General features: G+C 60.0%; 27 protein-coding genes. 19 read left to right on the top strand and 8 right to left on the bottom strand.

The window, feature by feature from the left end:
* Positions 1-123 precede the first annotated feature (123 nt).
* The 3 genes from rpmG to radC form a co-directional block, all read right to left on the bottom strand.
* Positions 124-291, bottom strand: coding sequence for a 50S ribosomal protein L33 (gene rpmG / locus JAB1_RS18720; RefSeq protein ID WP_010400929.1), 168 nt, complete (start codon positions 289-291; stop codon positions 124-126).
* Between the two features lie 22 nt (positions 292-313).
* A complete protein-coding gene (gene rpmB / locus JAB1_RS18715; protein WP_010400928.1) occupies positions 314-550 on the bottom strand; it encodes a 50S ribosomal protein L28 in 237 nt (78 codons plus the stop codon).
* Between the two features lie 247 nt (positions 551-797).
* Positions 798-1,472, bottom strand: coding sequence for a DNA repair protein RadC (gene radC / locus JAB1_RS18710; protein WP_070256677.1), 675 nt, complete (start codon positions 1,470-1,472; stop codon positions 798-800).
* A 245-nt stretch (positions 1,473-1,717) separates the two neighbouring features.
* Here radC and JAB1_RS18705 point away from each other — a divergent pair, with 245 nt between their 5' ends.
* The 7 genes from JAB1_RS18705 (at position 1,718) to JAB1_RS18670 (ending at position 9,105) form a co-directional block, all read left to right on the top strand.
* On the top strand, positions 1,718-3,589 hold the full coding sequence (locus JAB1_RS18705; protein WP_034785163.1) for a LamG-like jellyroll fold domain-containing protein: 1,872 nt from the start codon (positions 1,718-1,720) through the stop codon (positions 3,587-3,589).
* 134 nt (positions 3,590-3,723) lie between these two features.
* Entirely contained in the window at positions 3,724-4,179 is a 456-nt protein-coding gene (locus JAB1_RS18700) for an FKBP-type peptidyl-prolyl cis-trans isomerase (protein ID WP_034785165.1), read from the top strand.
* A gap of 9 nt (positions 4,180-4,188) precedes the next feature.
* The gene (gene ispH, locus JAB1_RS18695) at positions 4,189-5,136 is read left to right on the top strand and encodes a 4-hydroxy-3-methylbut-2-enyl diphosphate reductase (RefSeq protein WP_034785166.1); all 948 of its coding nucleotides are present in this window, start codon (positions 4,189-4,191) and stop codon (positions 5,134-5,136) included.
* Positions 5,137-5,433: 297 nt separating this feature from the next.
* Positions 5,434-6,363, top strand: a complete 930-nt coding sequence (locus tag JAB1_RS18685; protein WP_034785168.1) for a branched-chain amino acid ABC transporter permease — start codon at positions 5,434-5,436, stop codon at positions 6,361-6,363.
* A gap of 22 nt (positions 6,364-6,385) precedes the next feature.
* Positions 6,386-7,603 carry an ABC transporter ATP-binding protein gene (locus JAB1_RS18680; protein WP_070281342.1) on the top strand — a complete coding sequence of 406 codons (1,218 nt, stop codon included), beginning with the start codon at positions 6,386-6,388 and terminating at the stop codon, positions 7,601-7,603.
* A gap of 12 nt (positions 7,604-7,615) precedes the next feature.
* The gene (locus JAB1_RS18675) at positions 7,616-8,389 is read left to right on the top strand and encodes an ABC transporter ATP-binding protein (protein WP_070281341.1); all 774 of its coding nucleotides are present in this window, start codon (positions 7,616-7,618) and stop codon (positions 8,387-8,389) included.
* Positions 8,386-9,105, top strand: a complete 720-nt coding sequence (locus tag JAB1_RS18670; RefSeq protein ID WP_070256673.1) for an ABC transporter ATP-binding protein — start codon at positions 8,386-8,388, stop codon at positions 9,103-9,105. Before JAB1_RS18675 ends, JAB1_RS18670 begins: the two co-directional genes overlap by 4 nt.
* A gap of 122 nt (positions 9,106-9,227) precedes the next feature.
* On the opposite strand, the gene JAB1_RS18665 is transcribed toward JAB1_RS18670, so the two are convergent.
* Positions 9,228-9,794, bottom strand: coding sequence for a phasin family protein (locus JAB1_RS18665; protein WP_034785173.1), 567 nt, complete (start codon positions 9,792-9,794; stop codon positions 9,228-9,230).
* A 416-nt stretch (positions 9,795-10,210) separates the two neighbouring features.
* Here JAB1_RS18665 and JAB1_RS18660 point away from each other — a divergent pair, with 416 nt between their 5' ends.
* The 3 genes from JAB1_RS18660 to pbpG all read left to right on the top strand — a co-directional run bounded on the left by JAB1_RS18660 (position 10,211) and on the right by pbpG (position 13,059).
* A complete protein-coding gene (locus tag JAB1_RS18660) occupies positions 10,211-11,062 on the top strand; it encodes a DMT family transporter (protein WP_254672202.1) in 852 nt (283 codons plus the stop codon).
* A 26-nt stretch (positions 11,063-11,088) separates the two neighbouring features.
* Positions 11,089-11,808 carry a nitroreductase gene (locus JAB1_RS18655; protein ID WP_070281339.1) on the top strand — a complete coding sequence of 240 codons (720 nt, stop codon included), beginning with the start codon at positions 11,089-11,091 and terminating at the stop codon, positions 11,806-11,808.
* A 177-nt stretch (positions 11,809-11,985) separates the two neighbouring features.
* Positions 11,986-13,059 (top strand): D-alanyl-D-alanine endopeptidase, encoded by a 1,074-nt coding sequence (gene pbpG / locus JAB1_RS18650; RefSeq protein WP_034785177.1) that lies wholly within the window; start codon positions 11,986-11,988, stop codon positions 13,057-13,059.
* Between the two features lie 35 nt (positions 13,060-13,094).
* Here pbpG and JAB1_RS18645 read toward each other — a convergent pair whose 3' ends face one another.
* Positions 13,095-13,874, bottom strand: a complete 780-nt coding sequence (locus JAB1_RS18645) for an IclR family transcriptional regulator (protein WP_070281338.1) — start codon at positions 13,872-13,874, stop codon at positions 13,095-13,097.
* 151 nt (positions 13,875-14,025) lie between these two features.
* Here JAB1_RS18645 and JAB1_RS18640 point away from each other — a divergent pair, with 151 nt between their 5' ends.
* The 8 genes from JAB1_RS18640 to JAB1_RS18605 all read left to right on the top strand — a co-directional run bounded on the left by JAB1_RS18640 (position 14,026) and on the right by JAB1_RS18605 (position 21,018).
* Positions 14,026-14,409 carry a diacylglycerol kinase gene (locus JAB1_RS18640; RefSeq protein ID WP_070281337.1) on the top strand — a complete coding sequence of 128 codons (384 nt, stop codon included), beginning with the start codon at positions 14,026-14,028 and terminating at the stop codon, positions 14,407-14,409.
* A 260-nt stretch (positions 14,410-14,669) separates the two neighbouring features.
* Complete coding sequence (locus JAB1_RS18635; RefSeq protein ID WP_034785183.1) at positions 14,670-15,674, top strand: sulfate ABC transporter substrate-binding protein; 1,005 nt, start codon at positions 14,670-14,672, stop codon at positions 15,672-15,674.
* A 44-nt stretch (positions 15,675-15,718) separates the two neighbouring features.
* Positions 15,719-16,285 carry an alpha/beta hydrolase gene (locus JAB1_RS18630; protein WP_070281336.1) on the top strand — a complete coding sequence of 189 codons (567 nt, stop codon included), beginning with the start codon at positions 15,719-15,721 and terminating at the stop codon, positions 16,283-16,285.
* 45 nt (positions 16,286-16,330) lie between these two features.
* A complete protein-coding gene (locus JAB1_RS18625; protein WP_034785187.1) occupies positions 16,331-16,969 on the top strand; it encodes a peroxiredoxin in 639 nt (212 codons plus the stop codon).
* 299 nt (positions 16,970-17,268) lie between these two features.
* Positions 17,269-18,078 carry a sulfate ABC transporter permease subunit CysT gene (cysT, locus tag JAB1_RS18620; RefSeq protein WP_099408869.1) on the top strand — a complete coding sequence of 270 codons (810 nt, stop codon included), beginning with the start codon at positions 17,269-17,271 and terminating at the stop codon, positions 18,076-18,078.
* Positions 18,075-19,001 carry a sulfate ABC transporter permease subunit CysW gene (gene cysW, locus JAB1_RS18615; protein ID WP_034785420.1) on the top strand — a complete coding sequence of 309 codons (927 nt, stop codon included), beginning with the start codon at positions 18,075-18,077 and terminating at the stop codon, positions 18,999-19,001. The genes cysT and cysW overlap by 4 nt, the downstream gene beginning before the upstream one ends.
* Before the next feature lies 1 nt (position 19,002).
* Positions 19,003-20,073 carry a sulfate ABC transporter ATP-binding protein gene (locus tag JAB1_RS18610; protein ID WP_034747519.1) on the top strand — a complete coding sequence of 357 codons (1,071 nt, stop codon included), beginning with the start codon at positions 19,003-19,005 and terminating at the stop codon, positions 20,071-20,073.
* A gap of 12 nt (positions 20,074-20,085) precedes the next feature.
* Positions 20,086-21,018: a CysB family HTH-type transcriptional regulator gene (locus JAB1_RS18605; protein WP_070256667.1), complete on the top strand. Its 933-nt coding sequence runs from the start codon at positions 20,086-20,088 to the stop codon at positions 21,016-21,018.
* Here JAB1_RS18605 and JAB1_RS18600 read toward each other — a convergent pair.
* Positions 21,015-21,368 (bottom strand): MmcQ/YjbR family DNA-binding protein, encoded by a 354-nt coding sequence (locus JAB1_RS18600; RefSeq protein ID WP_070281335.1) that lies wholly within the window; start codon positions 21,366-21,368, stop codon positions 21,015-21,017. The two genes, JAB1_RS18605 and JAB1_RS18600, sit on opposite strands and share 4 nt — an antisense overlap.
* Positions 21,365-21,976: a DUF2185 domain-containing protein gene (locus JAB1_RS30355; RefSeq protein ID WP_070256663.1), complete on the bottom strand. Its 612-nt coding sequence runs from the start codon at positions 21,974-21,976 to the stop codon at positions 21,365-21,367. Before JAB1_RS30355 ends, JAB1_RS18600 begins: the two co-directional genes overlap by 4 nt.
* A 358-nt stretch (positions 21,977-22,334) precedes the next feature.
* Here JAB1_RS30355 and JAB1_RS30350 point away from each other — a divergent pair, with 358 nt between their 5' ends.
* A complete protein-coding gene (locus JAB1_RS30350) occupies positions 22,335-22,892 on the top strand; it encodes a PEP-CTERM sorting domain-containing protein (RefSeq protein WP_254672161.1) in 558 nt (185 codons plus the stop codon).
* Between the two features lie 82 nt (positions 22,893-22,974).
* Here JAB1_RS30350 and JAB1_RS18585 read toward each other — a convergent pair whose 3' ends face one another.
* Positions 22,975-25,395 (bottom strand): TonB-dependent receptor, encoded by a 2,421-nt coding sequence (locus tag JAB1_RS18585; protein WP_070281333.1) that lies wholly within the window; start codon positions 25,393-25,395, stop codon positions 22,975-22,977.
* Positions 25,396-25,537: the final 142 nt, after the last annotated feature.

Here is a 25,537-nt window from a genome sequence, read left to right as displayed (position 1 = left end):
CCCAATCCGATGTCGGGCGATTCGAGGCGGGTTGCCGGGGTGGTCGGCTTGCAGGCCTGGGTGCTTGGGCAATAAAAAAACCGCTCATCGGAGCGGCTTTTTCATCAGAGAACACAATATCAATTACTTGATTTTGGTTTCTTTGTACGTTACGTGCTTGCGTGCTTTAGGATCAAATTTCATGATCTCCATTTTTGCAGGCGTCGTACGCTTGTTTTTGGTGGTCGTGTAGAAGTGACCCGTACCGGCGGTCGATTCTAACTTGATTTTGTCGCGGCCTGATTTTGCCATGATAGCTCCCTTATTCTGCTAATTAGACTTTTTCGCCACGAGCGCGCATATCGACCAATACGGCGTCGATGCCGACTTTATCGATGACGCGCAGACCGGCGTTGGACAAACGCAGGGAGACCCAGCGGTTTTCAGATTCAACAAAAATACGACGATTCTGCAAGTTAGGCAAAAAACGACGTTTGGTTTTGTTGTTTGCATGGGAAACATTGTTGCCGACCATCGGCTTCTTCCCAGTGACTTGGCAAACACGTGCCATGGCGCACTCCTTAAAGATATTCCAAATTGGAAAAACGAGAGTATATCCAAAATAAGCCGATTTATCAATGACTTGCGAAAAACAATTGTGTCGTGTTGTATTGAAATAATTTAACAATTTGACTTTTCCCCTTCCTCATAGGGGGAAGCACTGGTAAACAGTGCTGTTTACTGTTAGATAAGCGTCTTGCTGCTGTCACGTATGTCCTTGTTTACACATGGTTAACTGCTGCCTGGCCAGCCCCGGCCTAGATCTGGCCGTGTTCCGAGAAGGAATGTACTTGCCGCCCGGCAACGACGAAATGGTCGAGGATGCGCACGTCCACCAGCGACAAGGCTTGCACCAGCGCGCGCGTCAGCAACAGATCCGATTCGCTGGGCTCCGGCGTGCCGGACGGGTGGTTGTGCGCCAGCATGACGCTGGCCGCGTTGTGCAGCAGGGCTTGCTTGACCACTTCGCGCGGATACACGCTGGTGTGGGTGAGGGTGCCGCGAAACATTTCCTGGGTGGTGATCAGGCGGTTCTTGACGTCCAAAAACAACACGTGGAATGCTTCATGCGCCAGGTGGCCTAGGGTCAGGCGCAAATAATCTTTGACGGCGTGCGGCGAATTGAGGGCCTGGCCCGCTTGCAAGTCTTCGATGATGGCGCGCCGCGCCAGTTCCAGCACGGCTTGCAGCTGGGCAAACTTGGCGCTGCCCATGCCGTGCACGGCGGAAAAACTCACGAGACTGGCGCCAAACAGGCCACGCAGCGAGCCGAAGTGCTCGACCGTGTCGCGCGCCAGCTCCACGGCGCTCTTGCCGCGCACGCCCGTGCGCAGGAAGACGGCCAGCAATTCCGCGTCCGACAGCGACTGCGCGCCATCCTCGATCAGGCGTTCGCGCGGCCGTTCGCCGGCCGGCCAATCCTTGATGCCCATCTTGCCTCCCGTTCGCGCCCGGCTCGTCGTGGCGCCTGCCAACGATTGTCGCGCCTTCCCCGGGCGGCCATGCTGCGCTAGCTCGTCTTCATGGCGAATCATATGAAAAAAACAAAAACCAAGATGCCCGGCCTGGCCATTTTCAAGCGCTATGATTTGCCTGTCGTTGCACTTCATGTAAGTTGCAGCGGCGGGGAGTCAGGGCCCTGAACTCAATGTCTTCCACTTGTTTTACAGGAGTCGTCATGCCGTACATCAAAGTTATCAATGGAGTCATGCAAGAGTTCAACGCCGCCGGCGTCAACACGGGCAAGGTCAGCGGCATCGGCCTCAATGCGCACGCGTATCTGGAGCGCCGTCAATGGAGCGCTACCGCACCGCTGGCGCCGGAAGTGGAACATCCTGATTACAGTACCGATTTGCCTTATCTTGCGGCCAACGGCTTCAAGTACATCCAAGTGATGGTGGCGCCCTTCAACGGAAGAATGGCTAGCGACACGGGCTACCAGACCTGGGACTATGTTGTTGGCGAGCCAAAGTTTGCAACCGACAACACGCTAACCGCGCTCAATATCAAGCCCGAATACTGGGCTGCGGTGCAGGCGCTGCTTGACTATGCGTTAGCCAATGGCATCGGCATCATCGCCTGTCCATTCTGGAATCCCTTTGCCGTGCCGGAGTTGGTGGGGGAAGCGGGCGCTACGGGAGCTACGCCGGACCAGCACGATGCCGCCGCGCGTGCCGCACTGGCCAATCCACAATCGAAAACACGCCACTACATGCGTGCCTTTGCCAAGGCGTTTGCGCAGCGCTACAGCAACCACGCCGGCATCGCCGCCTGGATGGCTGCACAGGAACTGATGGCCATTGCCAAGATAGACTTGGCTACCACCCGCGAAATCATCCAGGAAACGGCGCAAGCGCTGCGCGACAACGATGCCCTGGGGCGGATGATTTCCTCGGGTAATGCAGGAATCCCCGCGTATATACCGCACCAGGGTACCCTCGAACAATACATTGCGGAAACCCTGCCATTGATAAATCCGGATCCCGTCGACTGTATTTGTGAAAACCTGTTCTTGAATAATGAATATGTCAGCAGCGCCATGAACAGCAACGCGGATCTGCCGGCCGACTTCGTCTCGTCTTCGCTTGCCTACCTGCAAGTGATGCAGCGCGCTGCCCATGCCTTGGGCAAGCCGTATTACCTTGGCAGCTTTTGCCTGTCGAAAGAGCAGGAAACGGCGTTGCAAGATACCGAACGACAAGACAACCTGCATGCCTTGCTGAGCGCCATACGCCGTACGGGCGTGCAACTGGCATGCTATTGGGCCTGGAATGCGGGGAAAACCATGGAGCGCGCCGGTTTGAACCTGGTGGAGACGCCGGGGTACAGTAACAAACGCAAGGCTGTCTGGGACGCCTTGCGCGGCCAAGATGCCATGCGTCCAGCACCGCCCAAGCCTTGTTTCGGCGTGACGAAGACCTTGCAATTCAAGCCTGGCCTGCTGCTCACCGTGCCGTCGTCCGTGCGCTACGAGAGCGCGGATTTTTCGCTTTCGTATTGCATCCGGCAACAGGACTTCTCCTCGACCGTTGCTCTGGCGCAGGCTTTTATCGCGCATCAGGCGAACAAGAAAGGATGGGGGCTGCTGACGCAGGATATCAAGACGTTCCTGTATTTATTCAATGGCGTTGGCGACAATGGCCTGGGCGCCAACAGCAATGGGCATGGCTTGAAGGTGGACATTCCCAACCGCTGGTTCCGCTGTACTTATACTGTGAAGCATGATGGACGCATCAGCCTGTATGTGGATGATTTCCTCATGTATCAGAGTTTGCAAAACATGGCGCCGCCATTCTTGAATGCCACTGGCACTCCGCTGGTGATCGGCCGCGCCGTGCATGCGCTGGAGCAGGGCGCGCCCGCCTGGCAGTTGTCGGACGTCATCCTGTACGACCGCGTGCTGACACCGAAGGAAGTGTATGACTATGGCCAGTATGGCATCGTGCACCGGCCCGTGGGACGCTGGAAGCTCGACGGCAACCTGGAAGACAGCTCCGGCTTCGGCAATCACGCCAGCACGGCGGGCGGGTTGACGTACGTCAACGTCTGATTCGCCGATCCGGCGTCGGATGTGTTGCGCGGCCATGTTTTTTGACAAAAGCATGGCCGCGCCGAGATGGCATGGGGCGCGCTGGCTCAGGGTGGCTTACAATATCGTTTTGCACCAGTTACTTGAAAACTACTATGTCCAACGAGCAACCAGCAGTCGTCACCGAAGCGGCTTACCTCACCCTGCATTATCGTCTTGCTACTGTTGACGGTACTGACATTGTCACGACCTTCAGCGGCAATCCCGCGACCTTGATGCTGGGACAGGGCCAGCTGGCGCCGTTCCTCGAGCAGCGCTTGCTGGGCTTGCCTGAAGGCACGCACCAGACGTTCGAGCTGGCGGCCGGCGAAGGCTTTGGCGAGCGTAATCCCGAGCTGGTGCAGTCCGTCTCGCGCGCTACCCTGGACGAGAACTCCGTGCCCGGTGCCGACTACAAGATCGGCGACCTGGTCGACTTCGCCGCCCCGGGCGGCGGCCGCTTTGCCGGCGTGCTGCGCGAAATGCGCGACGACTCGGCCCTGTTCGACTTCAACCATCCGCTGGCTGGCCAGCCGCTGCGCTTTGAAGTCAAGCTCATTTCGGTCCTGTAAGGAGTAGCGATGGATAAAGAACTGTTACTGGCCCAGCCCCGCGGTTTCTGCGCTGGCGTCGACCGGGCGATCGAAATCGTCGAACGCGCCTTGCAGCAATTTGGCGCACCGATCTATGTGCGCCATGAAATCGTCCACAACGCCTATGTGGTGGCCGACTTGCGCAACAAGGGTGCCATCTTCATCGACGACCTCGATGACGTGCCTGCTGGTAATACGCTCGTGTTTTCCGCCCATGGCGTGTCGAAAGCCGTGCGCGCCGAGGCGGAATCGCGTGGCCTGAGCATTTTTGATGCGACTTGCCCGCTGGTCACCAAGGTGCACATGGAAGTGGGCAAGATGCGCCGCGAAGGCCGCGAGATCATCATGATCGGCCACGATGGCCATCCCGAGGTCGAAGGCACCATGGGCCAGGCCGATATGGGCATGCATTTGGTGGAAACGCTCGAAGATGTGGCGAAACTGCAGGTCGCCAATCCGGAGAGCCTGGCCTATGTTTCGCAAACAACGTTGTCAGTTGACGACACTAGCGACATTATTGCGGCCTTGAAAGCGAAATATCCGAATATCGCCGAGCCGAAAAAAGGCGACATCTGCTACGCCACCACGAACCGCCAGGAAGCCGTGAAATTCATGGCGCCGCAAGTGGAAGTGGTGATCGTCGTCGGCAGCCCGAACAGCTCGAATTCGAACCGCTTGCGCGAAGTGGCCGAGAAGATGGGCACGCCTGCCTATATGGTCGACAATGCCTCGCAAATCGACCCCGCCTGGCTGGAAGGCAAGCTGCGCGTGGGTGTGACGGCTGGCGCCTCCGCGCCCGAGGTGCTGGTGCAGGCCGTCATCGACCGCTTGAAAGAGTGCGGCGTGCGTAGCGTGCGTCCGCTCGACGGCGTGCAGGAAGCCGTCACGTTCCCGATGCCGAAAGGCCTCGATGGCATCAAGCGCGACGTCGCCTGAGTCTGTATGGCTGTTGAGTATCGATGAAATAGTTACCTCAAAACCGAATTTAATTCGGAAATGATCGATTTATTCCAAGCTTAGTTTTTGCAAAAGATCGTTATGATTGCCTCAAGCTTGAATATGTTGTCGTTATGACTAAGCAAGGTCACGCCCGTTTTCAGTGCGTGCACCATGCTGGTGAGAACGGTCCAGGGATGGCACTGCAGGAATTCTTCCTCCGGTGCCGTTTTTGTATCAGCGCCCCATGTTCTGGCGGAAGTTGTTCCCGAAAAATGCATATTTGATAGGGCAATCATGGATACATTCATCCAGCAGATCATTAACGGCTTGGTGTTGGGCAGCATGTATGCCTTAGTCGCCCTCGGTTACACAATGGTGTACGGCGTTCTGAACCTGATCAACTTCGCCCACGGCGACGTGCTCATGATCGGCGCCATGGTGGGCTTGACCATCCTCAAGCTGCTGGGCATCTATGTGCCGGACTGGCCCGGTTACCTGAAACTGGCCACCGCCATCCTCGGCGCCATTCCCATCTGTATTCTGGTCAATATCATCATCGAGCGGGTCGCCTACCGCCGCCTGCGCAACGCCCCCCGCCTCGCCCCCCTGATTACCGCCATCGGCGTCTCCATCCTGCTGCAAACCTTCGCCATGATGATCTGGACGCGCAATCCCTTGCCCTTTCCGCAATTGCTGTCGACCGACCCCATCAACATAGGCGGCGCCGTGATTTCGCAAACGCAAGTGCTGCTGCTGGCCCTGGCCGCGCTGTCGATGGGCGGATTGGTGTTGCTGGTGGAAAAAACGAAAATGGGCCGCGCCATGCGCGCCACGGCGGAAAATCCCCGTGTGGCTGGACTCATGGGTGTCGATTCCGACAAGGTCATCGTTGCCACCTTTGCCATCGGCGCCGCGCTGGCGGCCGTGGCGGGCGTGATGTGGGGCGCCAACTATGCGTCCATCCAGTTCTCCATGGGCGCCATCCCCGGCTTGAAGGCCTTCTGTGCGGCCGTGCTGGGCGGCATCGGCAATATCTATGGCGCCATGCTGGGCGGTATCTTGCTGGGCATTATCGAGAGTCTGGGCGCTGGCTATATCGGCGACATCACGGGCGGTTTCCTGGGCAGCCACTACCAGGATATCTTTGCCTTCGTCGTGCTGATCATCGTGCTGACCCTGCGCCCGTCCGGCATCATGGGCGAACGTGTGGCCGACCGTGCCTGATGTGAAACTGGGAGATTAAATCATGGCACTACTCGATTTTGACGCTAAGAAAAATCCGACCAAAGCCTACGCCGGCATGCTGGTCCTGGCCGCGCTGCTGATGGTGTTCCCGTTCTTTGCCGCCCAGTTCGGCAACTCGTGGGTGCGCATCATCGACATGGCCTTGCTGTACATCATGCTGGCCCTGGGCCTGAACATCGTCGTCGGCTTTGCCGGCCTGCTTGACCTCGGCTACATCGCCTTCTATGCCGTGGGCGCCTACCTGACGGCCTTGCTGGCCTCGCCCCAGTTCGCCATCCTGCTCGAATCGGTGGTGAACCAGTATCCGGTGCTGGGCGAAACCCTGGTGCAGCTGATGGGTCCGGAAATCCGCGAAAACGGCATCCACCTGTCGATCTGGATCATCGTGCCGCTGGCCGCCTTTGTTGCCGGCCTGTTCGGCGCACTGCTGGGCGCGCCCACGTTGAAGCTGCGCGGCGACTACCTGGCCATCGTGACCCTGGGCTTTGGCGAGATCATCCGCATCTTCATGAACAATTTGAACGACCCGATCAATTTCACGAATGGGCCGCAAGGCATCAATCTGATCGACCCCATCCGCATCTTCGGCGTCAACCTGGCGGGCGAGGCGGGCACCAACAGCACCGTCATGGTGGCCGGTTTTTCCATGCCGTCCGTGAACGCCTATTACTTTTTGTTCCTCTTCCTGTGCATCGCCGTCGTGTTCGTCACCAAGCGCCTGCAGCATTCGCGCCTGGGCCGCGCCTGGGTAGCCATCCGCGAAGACGAGATCGCCGCCAAGGCCATGGGCATCAATACGCGCAACGTGAAATTGCTGGCCTTTTCCATGGGCGCCTCGTTCGGCGGCGTGGCGGGCGCCATGTTTGCCTCGTTCCAGGGTTTTGTTTCGCCGGAATCGTTCTCGCTGACGGAGTCGATCGCCGTGCTGGCCATGGTGGTGCTGGGTGGCATCGGCCACATCCCCGGCGTGATCCTCGGTGGCGTGATCCTCGCCTCGATACCGGAAGTGCTGCGCCACGTGGTGGAACCGGCCCAGCAGGCGCTGTTCGGCCACGTGGTGATCGAGGCGGAAGTGCTGCGCCAGCTGCTGTATGGCCTGGCCATGGTGTTGATCATGCTCAACCGTCCTGCCGGCCTGTGGCCATCGCCGAAGCACGAAGACCGGCCCGACCACGATGTGGACCAGCCGAACAAATCCACCGGCGTCGTGTCCGCTTAAGGGAGGGATAGCATGAGCGAACAGATCATTCTCAATATTGCCGGCGTGAACAAGCGTTTCGGCGGCTTGCAGGCGCTGACCGACGTGGGCATCACCATCCGGCAAGGCCAGATCTACGGCTTGATCGGCCCGAACGGCGCCGGCAAGACGACGTTCTTCAACGTGATCACCGGCCTGTACCAGCCCGATACGGGCACCTTCGAACTGGCCGGCAAGCCGTATTCGCCGTCCGCGCCGCACAAGGTGGCCAAGGCGGGCATCGCGCGCACCTTCCAGAACATCCGCCTGTTTGGCGACATGACGGCGCTGGAAAACGTCATGGTGGGGCGCCATGTGCGCTCGCACCAGGGCGTCTTCGGCGCCATCTTCCGCCACAAGGCGGCGCGCGAGGAAGAGGCGTCCATCCGCAAGCGGGCCATGGAGCTGCTCGATTTCGTCGGCATCGCCCAGTTCGCCAACCGCACGGCCCGCTTCCTGTCGTATGGCGACCAGCGGCGCCTGGAAATCGCTCGCGCGCTGGCCACCGATCCGACCCTGCTGGCCCTCGACGAGCCGGCGGCGGGCATGAATGCGACGGAAAAGCTGGCCTTGCGCGAGTTGCTGGTGAAAATCAAGGCCGAAGGCAAGACCGTGCTGTTGATCGAGCACGACGTGAAACTGATGATGGGACTGTGCGACCGCATCACGGTGCTCGAGTATGGCAAGCGCATCGCCGAAGGCTTGCCGGCCGAAATACAACAAAACCCGGCCGTCATCGAGGCTTACCTGGGGGGATCGCACGCATGAGTAATATATTGAAGGTGGCGGGCCTGCACGTGGCCTACGGCGGCATCAAGGCGGTGAAAGGCATCGACCTGGAAGTGAACGAGGGCGAGCTGATCGCCCTGATCGGCGCAAACGGCGCCGGCAAGACGACGACCCTGAAAGCCATCACGGGTACTTTGCCTGCCTGCAAGATCGAGGGCACGATCAGCTACCTGGGCGAATCGCTGAAGGGCACGAAATCGTTTCATCTGGTAGAAAGGAAATTGGCCATGGTGCCGGAAGGGCGGGGCGTGTTTACCCGCATGTCGATCCGCGAAAACCTCATGATGGGCGCCTACACGCGCACGGACAAGGCGGGCGTCGAGGACGATATCGCCCGCTGGTTCGACGTGTTTCCCCGCCTGAAGGAACGGGCGGCGCAGATGGCCGGCACCCTGTCGGGCGGCGAGCAGCAGATGCTGGCCATGGCGCGTGCCCTGATGAGCCATCCGAAACTGCTGCTGCTCGATGAGCCATCGATGGGCCTGTCGCCCATCATGGTCGAGAAAATTTTCGAGGTGATCCGCAAGGTGTCGTCCGAAGGCATCACGATTCTGTTGGTCGAACAAAATGCCCGCCTGGCCCTGCAGGCGGCGCACCGCGGCTATGTGATGGATTCCGGCCTGGTCACCATGGGCGGCAACGCGGCCGCCATGCTCGACGACCCGCGCGTGAAGGCGGCGTATCTGGGGGAGTAAGAGGGATCAGGCATAAAAAATGCCCCAGCTGGGCTGGGGCATAATGGCATCCGTCGGGGAAGTACGGGATGGATGCCTGGAGGAGCCGATAACAGCAGACCGCCGTGGCGGTCGCTTGATAATTACTTGGCGGCAGCGCGCGGCACGACTTTTTCAGCCGCTTGCGTGAACTGGTTCACGGCCGAGGTCAGGTTCGCTTCGATGGCTTCGACGGCTTGCTTGCTGGTTTTCGAGAATTGCTCGTAGCCTGCATTGGCGTTGCCGATGGCGCTTTTCAGGATGGCGACGGCGTTTTCCGAACCGGCTGGCGCGTTCTTGGTGACTTCTTCCACCAGCGACAGCACTTTGCGGTTGGTTTCAGCGATTTGCGATTCAGCAGCTTTGCTGAACTCGGCTTGCGTGCCGGACGTGATGGCAGCCAGGTGACGGCCGTAAGCGATGGCTTTTTCAGCGCCAGGCTGGGCTTGGGCAGCGGTCAGGGAGAAGAATTCTTGTGGATCTTTTGCCGACAGCAATTGCTTGGCGGCGGCGGTCGATTCTTCCAGCGTTGCCTTGGCAGCGGTCAGGTTCAGTTCGACGATCTTTTCGATGCCTTCGAAGGCTTTGCCCGTCAACGACGAGAACAGGGCGAATTGGGCTTCCAGGTTGGCTTTGGTAGCGGACGAAAATTGCTCAGGAATTGAAAACATATAAATCTCCAAAAAATCGAAATCTGGTTAATTTGATGCTGCGTGTACCGTTTGGGAAAGCAGGTGAATCTAAATTTTTCAAGCTGAACAAGAATTGTGCAACGCAACAAACCCTATTCTACGGCGAAAAAAAACGAAGTCAAGCGATTCTTGTGCGATGCAACAATTGAATAGATTTGCGTCAAAAGCCATTGTTTCTAAACGGAAATATTTGATTTCTGAGTGTTAATGGTTTAGCCCTAAACCATTATTTCCCCGCCTTTCAGGACGGGTGCGGCGCAGCATGCTAGACTTTGCCTCCCGCACTGGCGCAGCGCTCCGGTGCAGATCCTGTTTCCCGAGTCGATACCATGTCCAATCTTCCCGCCGCGGCTGGCGCCAGCGGCAAAGCCTCTTTCCTGACGACCCTGGCGCCGATGGCCTTGCCCGGCTTCTTCGTGTTGTTATGGAGCACAGGTTTTATCGTGGCCAAGTTCGGCTTGCCGTATGCGCCGCCGCTGAACTTTTTGCTGCTGCGCTTCCTGGGCGTGCTGGTGATCCTGCTGCCGCTGGTGCTGCTCTTGCGCGCGCCGTGGCCCGTGGGCCAGTTCCGCCAGATCGCCGTGGCCGGCATATTGATGCAGGCCGGCTACCTGGCCGGCGTCTGGTGCGCCATCAAGCTGGGCATGCCGGCCGGCCTCTCTGCGTTAATTGTCGGCATGCAACCCGTGCTGACGGCCTGCGCCGCGCCCCTGATCGGCGAATCCGTGCGCCCGCGCCAGTGGATGGGCCTGTTCTTTGGCTTGCTGGGCGTGGCCCTCGTCGTGTATGCGAAGATCAACCTCGTGGGCCTGACGGTGGAAAGCGTGCTGCTGTGCGTGTTCGCCCTGCTGTCGATGACGGCCGGCACCATGTACCAAAAACGCCACTGCCCGCAATTCGACTTGCGCACCGGCACAGTGGTGCAGTTTGCCGCCTCCATCGTGGTGGTCTTGCCGTTCGCCCTGTATTACGAAGGACTGGACTTGCATTTCAGTAATGTGCAATGGACGGCGAATTTTATCGGCGCCTTGCTGTGGTCGGTACTCGTGCTGTCCATCGGCGCCATCTTCCTGCTGTTCGCCCTGATCCGCCGCAGCGATGCGACAAAAGTGACGGGCCTGCTGTACCTGACGCCGCCCACGACGGCCGTGATGGCCTGGCTGATGTTTGGCGAAGCGTTCAATATGCTGGGTATCGCCGGCATGCTGGTGGCCGTGGTCGGCGTGGTGTTCGTGGTCAAGAAATAGACTAGATATAGCGGGAGAGCAGGGCAGTGAGCAAGCAAGCATCTGAAACACAGTCGGCGCAGCAAGCCGTAGACGCCGTCATCGTGTCGCGCCGTTCGATCCGCGCCTTTTTGCCCACGCCGGTGGCGCAGGACGATATTGCGCGCATCCTGGAAGTGGCGGCGCGCGCGCCATCGGGCGCCAACATGCAGCCGTGGAAAGTGTATGTGCTGTCGGGCGAAGCGCGCCTGCGCCTGTCGCGCCGCATCCTGGCCGCCTACGACGCGCCCAAGGCAGCCGATGCGCCCGCGCGCACGGCGTCGTACACCTATTACCCGCGCCAGTGGACGGCGCCCTTCATCGAGCGTCGCCGCAAGATCGGCCTGGATCTGTACCAGCTGCTGGGCCTGGAGCGTGGCGACACGGCCGGCATGGCGGCCCAGCATGGACGCAATTTCCAGTTTTTCGATGCGCCCGTGGGCCTGATCTTTACCATCGAACGGGTGCTGGAACAGGGTTCCTGGCTCGACTACGGCATGTTCTTGCAAAACATCATGCTGGCAGCGCGCGCGCGGGGACTCGACACATGCCCGCAAGCGGCCTTCATCCATTACCATGACATCATCCGCGACGAGCTGGGCGTGCCGGCCAGCGAAATGGTGGTGTGCGGCATGGCCCTCGGCTATGCCGACCCGGACAAGGTCGAGAACCGCCTGAACACGGAACGCGAGCCGCTGGCCGGCTTTGTTAAATTCATGGACAAATAGACATTACTGGCGACGGACACGGTCAAACAAGCGCTTAAGGATGAGTTTGTTTGCTGATCGCCAACGATTTGTATTTCATTGCTGCAATAAATACTGTCCTAACTGTTAAATAGACTTGCGATTACTCTGCATTTCGCTACACTGCAATAAGGCAACAGCTTCACGGGGAATTATCGAATGGCTAAGTTTAAACTTGCGCTGGGTATCCTGGCTTCCCTGCTGTTTGCGCTGGCGCCGGCTGCTGCCGTGCACGCCAAGGAAGCGAACGGCAAATCCTCTGCGTCCAAGAAACAAAATACCAAGAAAGTCAAAGTCGTGCTGCGCAAGGGCGCGACGGCCGCGCCGCGCGAAAAGACCGTGCGCCGGGTCGTCATGGTGCGCGGCAAGCGCAAAGTCATCTATCAAAAAGTCAGCAGCGTGGCCGTGCCCATGGCCGCACCGATGCCGACCATGGGCGATCTGGCCGGCCTGAACCTGACGCGCGATCCGCTCGACCTCAAGTCCAGCGTGGCGCTGGTGCTGGACCAGGCCAATGCGGAAGTGCTGTTTGAAAAGAATTCCAATGTGGCCTTGCCCATCGCCTCCATCACCAAGATGATGACGGGCCTGGTGGTGGTCGAAGCGCGCCAGGACATGGATGAATTGCTGACGATCACGGACGAGGACGTTGACCGCGCCAAGTTCAGCAGTTCGCGCCTGAAAGTGGGTTCGCAATTGACGCGCGCGAATATGCTGCACATCGCCTTGATGAGCTCGGAAAACCGCGCCGCCTCGGCGCTGGGCCGTAACTATCCGGGCGGCTTGCCGGCGTTTGTCGATGCCATGAACAGCAAGGCGCGCCAGCTGGGCATGATGGATACGCATTATGTCGATTCCAGCGGCTTGTCGAAAATGAACGTGGCCAGCGCGCGCGACCTGGGCAAGCTGGCCATGGCCGCTTTCCGCCATCCGCTGCTGCGCGAATACTCGACGGACCCGAAAGCCATCGTCGAAGCCAGCGGCCAGCCCATGCAGTTTGGCAATACGAATCACCTGGTGGCCAACCCCGGCTGGGAGATCGGCTTGCAAAAGACGGGATTCATCAATGAGGCGGGACGTTGTTTGATGATGCAGGCGGTCATCGAAGGACGGGCCGTGATCATGGTCTTCCTCGATTCCAAGGGAAAACAGTCGCGTACGGCCGATGCGGGACGCATGCGCAAGTGGCTGGAAGCTTTGAAACCTGCCAACATGAGCCTGCCAGGGGGGTAAGGTGTCCAGGGCGGCATGGCCGCCCTGCATTCTTATTACTCTTGAGGAATGAATCCCAAGGTCACAGAAATCTGGTTCGCCGTTTCCACCAGGTCCACCAGCCACTCATCCTGCAGGCGGTCGGCTGGCGCCGAGATCGACAGGCCGGCGATCAGCTTGCCGGAGTCGTCGCGGATGCCGGCGGCCATGCAGCGCACGCCCAGTTCCAGCTCTTCATTGTCGCGCGCATAGCCGCGCTCGCGCACCAGGCTCAGTTCGCGCTCGAGTTTTTGCAGATCCGTGATGGAATTCTTGTTGTGTCCGGCCAGGCCCGTGCGCGTGGCATACGCGCGGATGGCTTTCGGCTCCTCCACCGACAGGAACAGCTTGCCCGTCGAGGTCAGGTGCAGCGGGCCGCGGCCGCCGATGGCGCGCACCACCTGCATGCCCGAGCGCTCGGAAAAGGCGCGGTCGATGTAGACGATCTCGTCGCCCTGGCGCACGGACAGGTTGATGGTTTGCTGGGTTTTCTTGTGCAGCTGGCGCATGAAGTCCAGCGCCGCTTCGCGCACGCTGAGGCGGCTTTTCACCACATTGCCCAGTTCCAGCAGGCGCATGCCCAGCCGGTACGTGCCCGGTTCGATGCGGTCGACAAAGCGCGTCAGCACCATGTCGTTGAGAATGCGGTGCGCCGTCGAGGGGTGCAGGCCGGAAACCTTCGACAATTCCTTCAGGCTGACCGGGTCTGAATATTTCGCCAGGGCATCAAGCAGGGCGACCATGCGTTCGATCACCTGTATCGTTGTCTTGGGGGCCGCGACCGGTTCAATTTTCATGATGGATTTGGTGCAATGCAGTATTCATGCTTCTTTATACCATAATGTGAAAAAATAGTGAAATGTTCCGAGATATTCAGCGAATAAATGGTCACAGTGCTATGTCGCCCCCATAATGTGCCCACTGCACTTGATTTACATATGGAAAACTATGCAACCTGTAAATGAATTCAAAAGTAAGAGTGGCTTGAAGCGGATCTTTTCCGCTTTTTTCTACTCGCTCGATGGCTTGAAGGCGGCCTGGCGCCATGAACACGCGTTCCGCCAGGAACTGGGCCTGTTCGTCGTCGGCACGGTGATCGCCTTGCTGCTGCGCATCTCCGCCTTTGAGAAGCTGGTGCTGATCGGCGTGCTGCTGCTGGTGCTGATCGTCGAGCTGATCAATTCCGCGCTGGAAGCCGTGGTCGACCGCATCTCGCTGGAGCGCCATCCGCTGTCGAAGAACGCCAAGGACTTCGGCAGCGCGGCCGTGTTGCTGACCTGCATCCTGGCCTTCGCCACCTGGGCAGTGGTCCTGTTCAACCGTTTCTATTGAACACCTGTCAAAACCTACTGCGCGTCGGTATAGGCAGCCTGCGATGCTCACTGTACTAAAGCACAGTTGCGCTTCTCGACCGCCTCTCCCTTCCGCTCGCTACGGTTTTGTCAGGTGTCCTTGGTTTTAACTGCTTTATCCCCGTTGTGCGCCATCCATATGCGAAAATCGCATATCAAACGGCGAAACGCTTCGTTCTCTTTGCGGCCATAGCGCCGTAATCTGGTGGTTCTGAAAGTTCAACCACTCGGGGATCTTAGATGCTGTCGAAAAAAATCATCATTGCCGCCGCCATCAGCGCGTTTGCCATTCTGCAAACGGCGCAGGCTGCCGATATCACCCTGCTCAACGTGTCGTATGACCCGACGCGCGAGCTGTACCAGGATGTGAACACGGCATTTGCCAAGGAGTGGAAAGGCAAGACGGGCGACAACGTCAAGATCAAGCAATCGCACGGCGGTTCCGGCAAGCAGGCGCGCGGCGTTATCGATGGCCTGGAAGCGGACGTCGTGACCTTGGCCCTGGCCTATGACATCGATGCGCTGGCCGAGCACAAGCTGCTGGCCGCCGACTGGCAGAAGCGCTTGACGCACAACAGCTCGCCGTACACCTCGACCATCGTGTTTCTGGTGCGCAAGGGTAACCCGAAAGGCATCAAGGACTGGAATGACCTGATCAAGCCGGGCGTCTCCGTCATCACGCCGAACCCGAAAACCTCGGGCGGCGCCCGCTGGAACCACCTGGCAGCGTGGGGTTACGCGCTGCGCCAGCCGGGCGGCAACGAAGCGAAGGCCAAGGATTTCCTTGGCAAACTGTACAAGAACGTGCCCGTGCTCGACTCCGGCGCGCGCGGCGCCACCACCACGTTTGTTGAGCGCGGCATCGGCGACGTGCTGATCGCCTGGGAAAACGAGGCTTACCTGGCCGTCAAGGAACTGGGCCCGACCAAGTTTGACATCATCACGCCGTCCGTCAGCATCCTGGCCGAACCGCCTGTTGCCGTCGTCGACAAGTTTGCCGACAAGCACGGCACGCGCAAGGTGGCCGAGGCTTACCTGAACTACCTGTACACGGACGAAGCGCAAGACATCATCGCGAAGAATTACTATCGTCCGGCAACGGACAAGGCGGCGAAGAAATACGCGTCGCAATTTGCCAAGGTCAACCTGTTCACCATCGAGCAAGTGGCGGGGGGCTGGACGGCGGCACAGAAGGCGCACTTTGCCGACGGCGGCATCTTCGACCAGATCTACCAGCCTAAATAATATCGGATGGCACGATTGCCAGACCGTTACTAAAAGGATCCACCATGGCGCTGCGCAGCTTTTCCGATTACCGGGTACTGATCGTGCCGGGCTTGCATAACAGCGGTCCCGAGCACTGGCAGAGCCGCTGGCAGCGCCTGTATCCGCAATTCGAGCGGGTCGAGCAGGACGACTGGAACGCTCCCGACCTGGCCACCTGGTCGGCGCGCCTGGACCAGGTACGGCGGCAGGATGCGCGCCCGACCCTGATCGTGGCCCACAGCTTCGGCTGCCTGACGACGGTGCACAGCCTGGCCCGCGACCCGCAGGGCGTGGCTGGCGTGCTGCTGGTGGGGCCGGCCGATCCCGACAAGTTTGGCGTGGCGAAGGCATTGCCGCAAAAGCGGCTGCCTTGCCCCGGCATATTGATCGCCAGCCAGACCGACCCATGGATGACGGCCGAACACGCGGCGCAGTGGGCACGGCGCTGGAATTGCAAGTATATTGATGGCGGTGCGCTGGGTCATATCAACGCCGAGTCGCGCCTCGGTGACTGGGTCTACGGCCAGGCGCAACTGCAAACACTGTTTGATCTGGCGCAAAGCGACAAGCGCCACCGTCAGGCAGCCTGATTCGACGCACATCCCATTGCCACACAACCTCACAAGGAGATCACGATGACTTTACGCTTGGGCGATGTCGCCCCTGATTTTGAACAAGACAGCTCGATCGGCCCGCTCAAGTTCCACGAGTGGGCGGGCAATTCCTGGGTGGTGCTGTTTTCCCACCCGGCCGACTTTACCCCCGTGTGCACGACGGAACTGGGCCTGACGGCCAAGCTCAAACCGGAATTCGACAAGCGCAACGTGAAGGCTATCGCGCTGTCCGTGGATGCGGCCGAATCGCACAAGAGCTGGATCAAGGATATCGAAGAGACGCAAAACACGGTGGTGGGCTTCCCCATCATCGCCGACGTCGACAAGAAAGTATCGGTGCTGTACGACATGATCCACCCGGAACAGTCCGTCACGGCCACCGTGCGCTCCGTCTTCATCGTCGATCCGAACAAGAAGGTGCGCCTGATCCTCACGTACCCGCTGAGCACGGGCCGCAACTTCAATGAAATCCTGCGCGTCATCGATGCCCTGCAACTGACGGACGGCTACACGGTGGCCACGCCCGGCAACTGGAAAGATGGCGACGACGTCATCATTCCATTGACCGTGCAAGACCCGGACGTGATCAAGCAGAAATATCCGAAGGGCTTTACGGCCGCGAAACCATACTTGCGCCTCACGCCGCAGCCGAACAAGTAAGAACGGGGTCAGATCCTATGGGTCTGACCTCAGCCGTCAAGGTGTTGGGTTAAGTGTGTGCCCAACCCCACCCCAAAAGCCGGGGTCGGACCCACAGGGTCCGACCCCTTTTTTTCCGCCCAGCATTTCCATCGGCAAGTATGCAAAATCCATCTAAGCAAATGAGAAATGGTTAGTTCTTTTTATAACGATTGCATGTGATTATTGCGGCCTATAACTCAAAAATGTAATAAGAAGGAGTTTCTATGTCTGCAGCATCAGCAGCACCGCTCAAGGCGCGCGGAGCGCCGTTTCGGGTCATGCCGGGGTTTAAGCTGTCACTGGGCTTCACGCTCTTTTACCTGGCCTTGATCGTCCTCATTCCGCTGTCGTCGGTGTTCCTGAAAACTTTCACCATGACATGGGACGCCTTCTTCAGCGCCGTCACGTCCGACCGCGTGATGGCGTCGTACCGCCTGACGTTTGGCGCTTCGCTGATCGCCGCGCTGCTGAACGTGGTGTTTGGCGGCATCCTGGCCTGGGTGCTGGTGCGCTATAAATTCCCTGGCAAGCGCATCATCGACGCGCTGGTCGACTTGCCGTTCGCCTTGCCGACGGCCGTGGCCGGCATCACCCTGACGGCTTTGTATTCGTCGAACGGTTGGTTCGGCCAGTTCATCGAAGGCGTGCTGGGCATCAAGGTGGCATTCACGCCGCTGGGCGTAGTGGTGGCGCTGACCTTCATCGGCTTGCCGTTTGTCGTGCGCACCGTGCAACCGGTGCTGGAAGACGCGGAAAAGGAACTGGAAGAAGCCGCCGCCAGCCTGGGCGCCAATTCCCTGCAAACGTTTATCCGCGTCATCTTCCCCACGATTTTGCCATCCTTGCTGACGGGCTTTGCGCTGGCCTTCGCCCGCGCCACGGGCGAATACGGTTCCGTGATCTTTATCGCCGGCAATATGCCCATGGTGTCGGAAATCACGCCGCTGTTCATTATTACCAAGCTGGAGCAATACGATTACGCGGGCGCCACGGCCATCGCCGTGGTGATGCTGGTGGTCTCCTTTTTGCTGTTGTTGACGATTAACCTGCTGCAAGCATGGACGCGCGGAAAGGCGAAGAAATCATGAGTACGAATACGACTGCCATCGCTGGCGTGGACAATGCGCGCCCGACGGCGCGCCGCTTCGAGCCGAATGTCGGCCCCGTCGTGCTGGAGCCATTGTGGGTGCGCACGGTACTGATCACCATCGCCCTGCTGTTCCTGACGACCTTTTTGATCGTGCCCCTGGTGGCCGTGTTTGCGGAAGCGTTCAAGAAGGGCTGGGAAGCGTATATCGCCGCCATCATCGACCCGGACGCGATTTCCGCCATCAAGCTGACCCTGATCACGGCAGCCATCGCCGTGCCGCTGAACCTGGTGTTCGGCGTGGCTGCATCCTGGTGCATCGCCAAGTTCGACTTCCGCGGCAAGAGCATCTTGCTGACCCTGATCGACTTGCCGTTTTCCGTCTCGCCCGTGATTTCCGGCCTGATCTATGTGCTGATGTTTGGCGCCCAGGGCTGGTTCGGCCCGTGGCTGCAGGCGCACGACATCAAGATACTGTTTGCCGTGCCCGGCATCGTGCTGGCCACCATTTTCATTACCTTCCCGTTCGTGGCGCGTGAACTGATCCCGCTGATGCAGTCGCAGGGCAGCGAAGAGGAAGAGGCCGCCATCGTGCTGGGCGCGTCGGGCTGGAATACCTTCCGCCGAGTCACCTTGCCGAACATCAAGTGGGGTCTGCTGTATGGCGTGATCCTGTGTAACGCCCGCGCCATGGGCGAGTTCGGCGCCGTGTCCGTCGTGTCCGGCCATATCCGCGGCGAAACGAACACCATGCCGCTGCAGGTGGAGATTCTGTACAACGAGTACAACTTCGCCGCCGCGTTCGCCGTCGCCTCCCTGCTGGCCCTGCTAGCGCTGGTGACCCTGGCCTTGAAAGCTTTCATTGAGTGGCGTTTGAACGAGAGCGACGCCGACGATTCCGCCTTACGTTCTACGGAGCACTGATATGACCATCGCAGTTAAAAACATCCACAAGCGTTTCGGCGATTTCGTCGCCCTCGACAATATCTCGCTGGACTTTCCCGCCGGCGAATTGACGGCCCTGCTGGGCCCGTCCGGTTGCGGCAAGACCACCTTGCTACGCATTATTGCGGGCCTCGAACATCCGGACAGCGGCCAGGTGCTGCTGGACGCGGAAGACGCGTCGAACCGCCACGTGCGCGAGCGGCAAGTCGGTTTCGTCTTCCAGCATTACGCACTGTTCAAGCACATGACGGTGTTCGAGAACGTCGCCTTCGGCTTGCGCGTGAAGTCGCGCAGCGAGCGCCCGTCGGAAGACCAGATTCGCCGCAAGGTGAAGGATTTGCTGGAATTGGTGCAGCTGGACTGGCTGGCCGACCGCTATCCGCCGCAGCTGTCGGGCGGGCAACGCCAGCGCATCGCCCTGGCGCGCGCGCTGGCTGTCGAACCCCGCGTGCTGCTGCTCGACGAGCCGTTCGGCGCCTTGGATGCCAAGGTGCGCAAGGAATTGCGCCGCTGGCTGCGCCGCCTGCATGACGACTTGCACGTCACCAGCATTTTCGTCACGCATGACCAGGAAGAAGCGCTGGAAGTGGCGGACCAGGTGGTGCTGATGAACAAGGGCACCGTCGAGCAACTCGGTTCCCCGGAGCAAGTCTACAACCACCCGGCTTCGCCCTTCGTGTATGGCTTCCTCGGCAACGTCAACCTGTTCCACGGCCGCGTGCACGACGGTGTGATGGCCACGGGCGACGCCAGCTTCGAAGTGCCCGATTACGCGGGCGTGAGCGACAGCAAGGGCACGGCCTATGTGCGTCCGCACGACCTGGAAATCGACCGCTACACGCAGGGCGCGGAAGGCATCGTTGTGAAACTGAGCCGCGCCCATGCCATCGGCCCGCTGGCCCAGCTGGATTTGCAGCGCGTGGATAACAGCGAGCTGATCGAAGCGGTGATGTCGAACGAGCGTTTTACCCATCTGCAGCTGAAGGAAGGCGAGACATTGGTTGTCCGCCCGAAACGCCTCCATGTATTTGTTGAACCCACCCGAACTTGATACAGGATAGCCATGAACTTTCAACAATTGCGATCGATCCGCGAAGCGGCCCGCCGCGGCTATAACCTGACGGAAGTGGCCAACGCCCTGTTCACGTCGCAGCCGGGCGTGAGCCGGCAAATCCGCGAACTCGAGGATGAGCTGGGCGTGGTGATTTTCGAGCGCAACGGCAAGCGCTTGACGGGCTTGACGGAGCCGGGCAAGGGTATCCTGAAGATCGTCGACCGCCTCTTGATCGAGGCGGAAAACCTGCAGCAGGCCAGCCTCGAATACAGCGGCCAGACCAGCGGCACGTTATCGGTGGCGGCCACGCACACGCAGGCGCGCTATGCGCTGCCGAAAGTGGTGCAAAGCTTCCGTGCCGCTTTCCCCGACGTGCGTATCGCGCTGCAGCAAAGCGCGCCCGAGCACATCGCGGAATGGGTGCTGTCCGGCAAGACCGATATTGGCATCGCCACGGAAGGCTTGAGCCAGTTCCCCGACCTCGTGTCGTTCCCGTGCTACCGCTGGAGCCATTTGATCGTCGTGCCGGACGGCCACCCGCTGCTCGAGCATTCGCCCATCCGCCTGGAAGACCTGGCGAAATATCCGCTGATTACCTACGACAAGGGTTTCACGGGACGCGGCCATATCGACGATGCGTTCGCCAAGGCGGGCGTGGCGACCGATATTATTCTCACTGCCATGGATTCCGACGTCATCAAGCAATACGTGGCGCTGGGCCTGGGCGTGGGCATCGTCGCCTCGATGGCCTTCGATCATGGCCGCGACAAGGGTCTGCGGGCCGTGGAAGCGTCGCATCTGTTCGCCACCAACACGACGCGCCTGGCCGTGCGCCGCGGCGCCTACCTGCGCGCGTACGCCTATGAGTTCATCCTGCAACTGGCGCCGGACCTGACGCGCGAAGACATCGACCGTGCCATGGCGGGCGAGGACGCCCTCTAGGCGATGGCTGCCCTTTGCGCGCGCGTCAGGCTGGCCACGGCGCGCGCGTAGCTATCCTGGACCAGCTTCGCCAGGTAATCGGCCGGGAAGCGCGCCACATCCACGATCGTTACCCAGTGAAAACGGCCCATGTAACGGGCCGGTTTCACGCCCGGCATGTCCGTCAGTTCGATAAAGCGCCCGGCGCTGACCCGCAGGCTGAAGCGCCACTGCTCCGGTGCGCTGGTCTTGAAGTACGAAAATTTTTTCCCCGCCACTGCATACACGAGGATATTTGACGGCGCACCGTACAGCACGGCTTGCGCGCCGGGCAGGGCCGCGCAAAATTCCTTCAATTCATCTATTGTCATTCGTCAACCGCCATGAATTGTTGCGTGTTGTGGTCGAAGGCATAGGCCGCGCCGGCCGGAGCATCCAGCAGGGCAATAAAACGGTCGTCCACGCTGAGCACGGCGCCCAGCGACACGAGGGCCACGTTGGCGCTGTCGTGCATGTAGTCGTCGCTCTCGTCGTTGGCCGTGAAGCGCCAGCCGCTGTCGTCGTCGTTGTCAGGCTCCTCGCGGTACAGATAACCGACGGGCGCGCCGTCTTCCAGCACTTTTTTCGTCACGAAGCACAGGCCCGCATAGCGGTTGACGAGGTTATCGTCATCGTCGTGCTGGGTATTGATGATGTGGCGCGCATCGAAGGCGACGGGGTCCTTGGCCTGTAAATCCTGGATGTAGCCGGGCATGTTGTCGAGCTTGCCGGTGAAGTGGCCATGCGGTTCGACCGTATCCACCAGCACCCACATGCGCTCGGCGCCCGGCGCTTGCGGATCGTCGCTGTGGAAGGCGAAGATCAGCTTGACCACCTCGCCGGGGCGCACCTGGGCGATGGCCTCGGGTGGCGATTTATAGAAAGTGTAGGGATGGCGCGCCGCCAGTTCGGCGGCGTCGGCCAGGTGCCAGCTGGGCATGGTTGCTTATCCGTGATCAAAAAGAGTAAGACCCATGGTAGCCGATTGCGTGTCAGGATGACCACGCATACCTTCCTGCTTGCCATTGGAGCAGGGCGACCCTGCCACTTTACATGTGCTGAGATACAACAATCCTGTTCCCCGGAACGGCGAGCGCTCATGGCAACGATGGCGGCAAGCCCCGTGATAGCAGGCCTCGCCAATAAATTGATAAGACCAATTGAAATTTTCAATGGCCGAAGATGTTTCTTTTATTGCATTTAGATTTCCTGGATGATATCTTTTGTCCAATCGCAAAAAAATATAACAAAAATATAATCAACATTGTAGTTTTTGAAATTCATCGATAGGGGAAACTATGAACATGACTAAACATGCCGTGCTGGGTCTCTGCCTCGCTGTCTCGGCTTGCCTGGCGCCATTGGCCCAGGCTGCTAGCTGGGTGGAAATCACCGACCCTGCCATGAGCGGCTTCCTGGTGGGCGGCAATACCGTCACCTATGGCAGCGTGGCAGCGGACGCGGTCTGGGTCTATGACGGCGCCAACCCGGCCGGCGCGCAAAGCACGGCCGCCATCAAGAGCTTGGTCAGCAGCAAGTTTGGCCTGCCCTCCAGCGGCGCCGGCTCGTTGGTCTTTGCCGCTCAAGGCGACCTGGCCAGCAGCAAGTCCGGTTCGTTTACCGTCAACTCCAGCTTTGACTACCTGGCCGTGCATTATGGCCGTGGCGAACTGTTGTTCCACTGGGACACGCCGCTTGCCGCGAATACGGTCTTCAGCATTGCCAACCTGCCGCGTGGCCTGAGCAATTTCCGCGCGTACAACTCCGTCTCTGCCGTGCCTGAGCCAGCGACCTACGGCATGCTGATGCTGGGCCTGGGCCTGGTCGGTTTTGTCGCGCGCCGCCGTCGCGCCTGAGCCTGATGCGCCTGCGGGCGCAAGACATGAAAAAGCCCGGAAACGCGATGCGTTCCGGGCTTTTTGCATGGCAGAGCGCTATTTACCAGCTATAGCCAGCCTTGGCGTAGTAGTAGCGGCCGTTGAAACCGTTCGGCGCGAAGATGCTGTACGGCTGGGTGCCGTTGACGTTCAGGTTGCCCGCGCTCGTCACTTGCGCCGGGTAGCGGTTGGTGACGTTGTCGATGCCGGCCACCAGGCGCCAGTTCTTGCCCAGTTTCACGGAACCGGACACGTCCAGCACCCATTGCGGATCATACGTCTGGTCCAGCTTGACATCGTTCTGCGGCACGGTGAAGCTGCCGTAGCGCGTCACGACGCCGTGCGCATTCCAGATGCCGAAGCCGTAGTCGGCGGCCAGGCTGAACTTGTCCTTCGGCGAGGCCACCGTGATGCGGTCGATGCTCTGGCGGTCGATCAGTTTCAGGTTGTTGGCCGTCAGGATGGCTGGATTGTCGGCGATTTTCTGTACCGTGCTCTTGTTATGGTTGTAGGCCACGGTGAGATCGAGGCGGTCCTTGTCCTGCAGGTCGATGCGGTAGGTGCTGACGATGTCCACGCCTTCCGTGCGCGTGTCGACGGCGTTGGTGAAGTAGCGCGCCGCGCCCACGCTCGAGCCTTGCGTCGCCAGCTGGGCCTTGAGCTTGTCGTTCAGCGCCAGGTTGGCCGAGAACAGGATGCGGTTGTCGATGTCGATGCGGTAGGCGTCTACCGTCGTGGTGAAGTTGCGGTTAGGCTGGAACTGCAGGCCCAGGCTGTAGTTGCGGGCTTTTTCCGGTTTCAGGTCCTGTGCGCCCAAGGCGCGCGCCTGCGGCGTGTTGACGGCAAAGGTGCCCGTCTCGATGGCCGTATTGTTGCCGTTGATAACCTGGAAGTTGGTGGTGGTGATGGTGTAGTACTGCTGCGCCAGCGATGGCGCGCGGAAGCCGCTCGATACGGTGCCGCGCAAGGACAGCGCGTCCGTGAAGGAGTAGCGGGCCGAGCCCTTGGCCGAGGTGGTGCTGCCGAAATCGCTGTAGCGCTCATGGCGCAGGGCCACGCCGCCCGACAGTTTCTTCGTCGCTTCCGCTTCCAGATTCACATAGATCGACTCGTTGTGGCGCGAGTGGCTGCCTGCGTTGACAGGGCGGAAGCCGGCAAAGCCTTGCGAGCCGCCGCCTGTGTACGACGCTGCGTCGCCGGCGCCGATGCTGTATTTCTCATGCCGCGCTTCCGCGCCGACGGCTACAGTCAGCGGACCCGTAAAGTAGGAGACGGGAAACTCGCGCGCTGCGTCCAGATTGAATACGGTCTGTTCGTTTTTCAGCGAACCGGCGTAGAAATGCGTGGGGCTGTTCGCGCCCAGCGACTGGTTGACCGTGTTGTCCAGGTCCAGTTCGAACTTGTTGCTGCCGTAATTGATGCTGGCATCCCAGCGCCAGCCGGCCGCTTCACCGCGCAAGCCCGTGACGAGGGACTGGTCCGTCAAGGTGCTGTTTTGCAGCGGCAAGAAGCCTTCCGGATAGATCGGCGTGCGCTGCGAGTAGACCTTGGTGACGGGGTCCTGGATCAGGGCCGTGCGCCAGGTGGCGGCGGCCGACGTGTCGCGCTTGCCATAATTGCCGAAGGCATACCAGTCGATATTGTCGTTGATGCGGTATTCGCTGTTGAGGAAAATCGTTGCCGGCTTGCTTTCCGGATCGCCATAGCGCTGGTTGACCTTGCCGTAGCGCGGTTCCAGCGGATTGCGGAAGTCGGCGCCGGCGCGGTTGGTCGGGTCGCGTTCCGCCACTTCCGCCGAGACGCGCACCCAGCCGTCGTCACCCAGGGCGAAGCCGGCCGAACCCTTGATGGATTTTTGCTTGCCGTCGCGTTCCTGCGTCTGGCCATAGCCCACTTCGATATCGCCGCCGGCCGCGCCTTTTTTCAGGATGATGTTGATCACGCCGGCGATCGCATCGGAACCGTACTGGGCCGCCGCGCCATCGCGCAGCACTTCCACGTGGTCGATGGCGGCCAGCGGGATGGCGTTCAGGTCGACGGGCGCCGAGCCGCGGCCCAGGGAACCGTTGACGTTGACGACGGCCGAGGTGTAGCGGCGCTTGCCGTTCACCAGCACCAGGGTCTGGTCGGGCGACAGGCCGCGCAGCTGGGCCGGACGCACGGCGTCGCTGGCGTCGGCGCCCGTGGCGCGGGCAAAGTTCAGCGATGGCAGCAGGCGCGCCAGCACGGTGGCCAGTTCGCCCGAACCCGTGCTTTGCAGGTCGCGCGAGGTGAGGATGTCGATAGGCGATTCGGAATCGATGGTGCGGCGGTTCTTGGCAAAGGTGCCGGTGACCACCACCGATTGCAGTTCACCTTCGGCCGGCAGCTCTTGCTGCGCTTGCGCCTGCATTGGCAGGCTGAAGCAGGCGATCAGGCTGGCGGCGATAACGGTTTTCACGGGCAGGGCGGGAAGCTGGGAGCGGGCGGTGCTTGAACTCATCGACAATATCTCTTCGGTTGGTGGATGCGCGAACCATGGCGGTCCGGTGATGACATCAGAGTAACAGTGGGCCTGTGGCGTGCTTACGAATCGTTCTGTCTATCGATATGCAATAAATGTCTGATACACGTCCAAATGGCGC

This window comes from Janthinobacterium sp. MP5059B, from assembly GCF_001758645.1.
In the GTDB taxonomy this organism is placed as follows: Bacteria; Pseudomonadota; Gammaproteobacteria; order Burkholderiales; family Burkholderiaceae_D; genus Janthinobacterium; species Janthinobacterium lividum.
This window is presented reverse-complemented; position numbering and strand designations above follow the sequence as displayed.

Excerpts from the sequence above, each read along its gene's own strand:
- rpmG (WP_010400929.1), bottom strand. The coding sequence starts at position 291 with ATGGCAAAATCAGGCCGCGACAAAATCAAGTTAGAATCGACCGCCGGT.
- rpmB (WP_010400928.1), bottom strand. The coding sequence starts at position 550 with ATGGCACGTGTTTGCCAAGTCACTGGGAAGAAGCCGATGGTCGGCAAC.
- radC (WP_070256677.1), bottom strand. The coding sequence starts at position 1,472 with ATGGGCATCAAGGATTGGCCGGCCGGCGAACGGCCGCGCGAACGCCTG.
- JAB1_RS18705 (WP_034785163.1), top strand. The coding sequence starts at position 1,718 with ATGCCGTACATCAAAGTTATCAATGGAGTCATGCAAGAGTTCAACGCC.
- JAB1_RS18700 (WP_034785165.1), top strand. The coding sequence starts at position 3,724 with ATGTCCAACGAGCAACCAGCAGTCGTCACCGAAGCGGCTTACCTCACC.
- ispH (WP_034785166.1), top strand. The coding sequence starts at position 4,189 with ATGGATAAAGAACTGTTACTGGCCCAGCCCCGCGGTTTCTGCGCTGGC.
- JAB1_RS18685 (WP_034785168.1), top strand. The coding sequence starts at position 5,434 with ATGGATACATTCATCCAGCAGATCATTAACGGCTTGGTGTTGGGCAGC.
- JAB1_RS18680 (WP_070281342.1), top strand. The coding sequence starts at position 6,386 with ATGGCACTACTCGATTTTGACGCTAAGAAAAATCCGACCAAAGCCTAC.
- JAB1_RS18675 (WP_070281341.1), top strand. The coding sequence starts at position 7,616 with ATGAGCGAACAGATCATTCTCAATATTGCCGGCGTGAACAAGCGTTTC.
- JAB1_RS18670 (WP_070256673.1), top strand. The coding sequence starts at position 8,386 with ATGAGTAATATATTGAAGGTGGCGGGCCTGCACGTGGCCTACGGCGGC.
- JAB1_RS18665 (WP_034785173.1), bottom strand. The coding sequence starts at position 9,794 with ATGTTTTCAATTCCTGAGCAATTTTCGTCCGCTACCAAAGCCAACCTG.
- JAB1_RS18660 (WP_254672202.1), top strand. The coding sequence starts at position 10,211 with ATGGCCTTGCCCGGCTTCTTCGTGTTGTTATGGAGCACAGGTTTTATC.
- pbpG (WP_034785177.1), top strand. The coding sequence starts at position 11,986 with ATGGCTAAGTTTAAACTTGCGCTGGGTATCCTGGCTTCCCTGCTGTTT.
- JAB1_RS18645 (WP_070281338.1), bottom strand. The coding sequence starts at position 13,874 with ATGAAAATTGAACCGGTCGCGGCCCCCAAGACAACGATACAGGTGATC.
- JAB1_RS18640 (WP_070281337.1), top strand. The coding sequence starts at position 14,026 with ATGCAACCTGTAAATGAATTCAAAAGTAAGAGTGGCTTGAAGCGGATC.
- JAB1_RS18635 (WP_034785183.1), top strand. The coding sequence starts at position 14,670 with ATGCTGTCGAAAAAAATCATCATTGCCGCCGCCATCAGCGCGTTTGCC.
- JAB1_RS18630 (WP_070281336.1), top strand. The coding sequence starts at position 15,719 with ATGGCGCTGCGCAGCTTTTCCGATTACCGGGTACTGATCGTGCCGGGC.
- JAB1_RS18625 (WP_034785187.1), top strand. The coding sequence starts at position 16,331 with ATGACTTTACGCTTGGGCGATGTCGCCCCTGATTTTGAACAAGACAGC.
- cysT (WP_099408869.1), top strand. The coding sequence starts at position 17,269 with ATGCCGGGGTTTAAGCTGTCACTGGGCTTCACGCTCTTTTACCTGGCC.
- cysW (WP_034785420.1), top strand. The coding sequence starts at position 18,075 with ATGAGTACGAATACGACTGCCATCGCTGGCGTGGACAATGCGCGCCCG.
- JAB1_RS18610 (WP_034747519.1), top strand. The coding sequence starts at position 19,003 with ATGACCATCGCAGTTAAAAACATCCACAAGCGTTTCGGCGATTTCGTC.
- JAB1_RS18605 (WP_070256667.1), top strand. The coding sequence starts at position 20,086 with ATGAACTTTCAACAATTGCGATCGATCCGCGAAGCGGCCCGCCGCGGC.
- JAB1_RS18600 (WP_070281335.1), bottom strand. The coding sequence starts at position 21,368 with ATGACAATAGATGAATTGAAGGAATTTTGCGCGGCCCTGCCCGGCGCG.
- JAB1_RS30355 (WP_070256663.1), bottom strand. The coding sequence starts at position 21,976 with ATGCCCAGCTGGCACCTGGCCGACGCCGCCGAACTGGCGGCGCGCCAT.
- JAB1_RS30350 (WP_254672161.1), top strand. The coding sequence starts at position 22,335 with ATGAACATGACTAAACATGCCGTGCTGGGTCTCTGCCTCGCTGTCTCG.
- JAB1_RS18585 (WP_070281333.1), bottom strand. The coding sequence starts at position 25,395 with ATGAGTTCAAGCACCGCCCGCTCCCAGCTTCCCGCCCTGCCCGTGAAA.